Source organism: Hamadaea sp. NPDC051192 (assembly GCF_040682475.1).
In the GTDB taxonomy this organism is placed as follows: domain Bacteria; phylum Actinomycetota; class Actinomycetes; order Mycobacteriales; family Micromonosporaceae; genus Hamadaea; species Hamadaea flava.
Map to the genome: position 1 here is coordinate 1 of NZ_JBFBAZ010000298.1, position 1,563 is coordinate 1,563.

The 1,563-nt window shown below is 66.7% G+C and carries 2 protein-coding genes; both read left to right on the forward strand.

Annotated features, from left to right (window positions below):
* On the forward strand, nucleotides 1-1,244 hold a 1,244-nt coding region (locus AB0M47_RS42700; protein WP_363424758.1), incomplete at its 5' end, for a pectinesterase family protein.
* Nucleotides 1,245-1,254: 10 nt separating this feature from the next.
* Nucleotides 1,255-1,563, forward strand: a 309-nt coding sequence (locus AB0M47_RS42705) for an RICIN domain-containing protein (protein ID WP_363424760.1), incomplete at its 3' end; no start/stop codon positions are given.

Here is a 1,563-nt window from a genome sequence, read left to right on the forward strand (position 1 = left end):
CCGCCGCCACCGACATGCAGTTCAAGGCCGTCTCCCAATCGGGCGGTTACGGACTGGTCAACACCAACAGCGGCAAATGCATGGACGTCCCGTACGCCGACTCCACCAGCGGCATCCAGCTGTGGCAGTGGACCTGCGGGGCCAGCACGAACCAGACCTGGACGTTCACCGCGTCCACGGCAGCGTCCGGCAAGTACATCATCAAGAGCGTCGCGACCGGGCTCTGCGTGTCCGACAAGGACGGCTCCACCGCCGGCGGCAACCCGATCATCCAGGAACCCTGCTCCGACATCGCCCGCATGCAGTGGTCGTTCAACTACGTCACCGGAGCGACCTCCAGCCCGACTGCCACCGCAGGTACGCCCACCGTCGCGTCCGACGGCACCGGCAAGTACCGCACGGTGCAGGCGGCGGTCGACGCGGTCCCGGCGAACAACACCAGCCGGGTGGTGATCACGATCAAGGCCGGGACCTACCGGGAGATCGTGACCGTGCCCGCGAACAAGCCGTACATCACCCTGCAGGGGCTGGGGTCCTCGGCGAGCAACACCGTCATCGTGAACAACCACTACGCCGGGGCGTACGGGACCTCCGGCAGCGCGACCGTGTTCGCGTACGGGCATGACTTCATCGCCACCAACCTCACGATCTCCAACGACTTCGACGAAAGCTCGGTCACCTCCGGGCAGCAGGCGGTCGCGTTGCACCTCAACGCCGACCGGGCCGTCCTGACGAACGTCCGGTTGCTCGGCGACCAGGACACCTTCCTGGTCAACGACGCGACCCGGGCGTACGTGAAGAACTCCTACATCGAGGGGACCGTCGACTTCATCTTCGGCGGCGGCACGATCGTCTTCGACGGGTGCAGTGTCTACGAGAAGCGGTCGACCGGCGGGCCGATCACGGCCGCGAGTACGGACACGGCGAAGACCTACGGGTTCCTGTTCTACAAGTCGACCATCACCGGCGCGGCGAACAACGTGACCGGGCTCGGCCGGCCCTGGCGGCAGGGAGCCCAGGTGCTCTACCGCGAGTCGTCGCTGAGCGCGACCATCGCGACCGCTCAGCCGTGGACCAACATGTCGACCAACACGTGGCAGAACGCCCGGTTCCTCGAATACAGGAACACCGGCTCGGGCGCCACCGTCAACGGCAACCGGCCGCAGCTGGCCGACTCGCAGGCCGCGAACTACACCCCGCAGAAGTACCTGGCCGGTTCCGACGGCTGGAACCCGATCTCCTAAGGAGTCCGTGATGCAGAGAAAACGCTTCATCGCCGGCCTGGCCGCTTCGGTGTGCACGGTCGCCGCCGGGATCATGCTCGTCACCATGCCGATCGCCGAGGCCGCGGTCGCGCCGGTCAACGGCGGCGTCTACACCCTCGCCTCCGGCGCCAGCGGAAAGTGCATCGACGTCGTCGGAGCCGGAACCGGCAACGGCGCCCTGCTGCAACAGTTGGCCTGCAACGCCGCCGCCACCGACATGCAGTTCAAGGCCGTCTCCCAATCGGGCGGTTACGGACTGGTCAACACCAACAGCGGCAAATGCATGGACGTCCCGTAC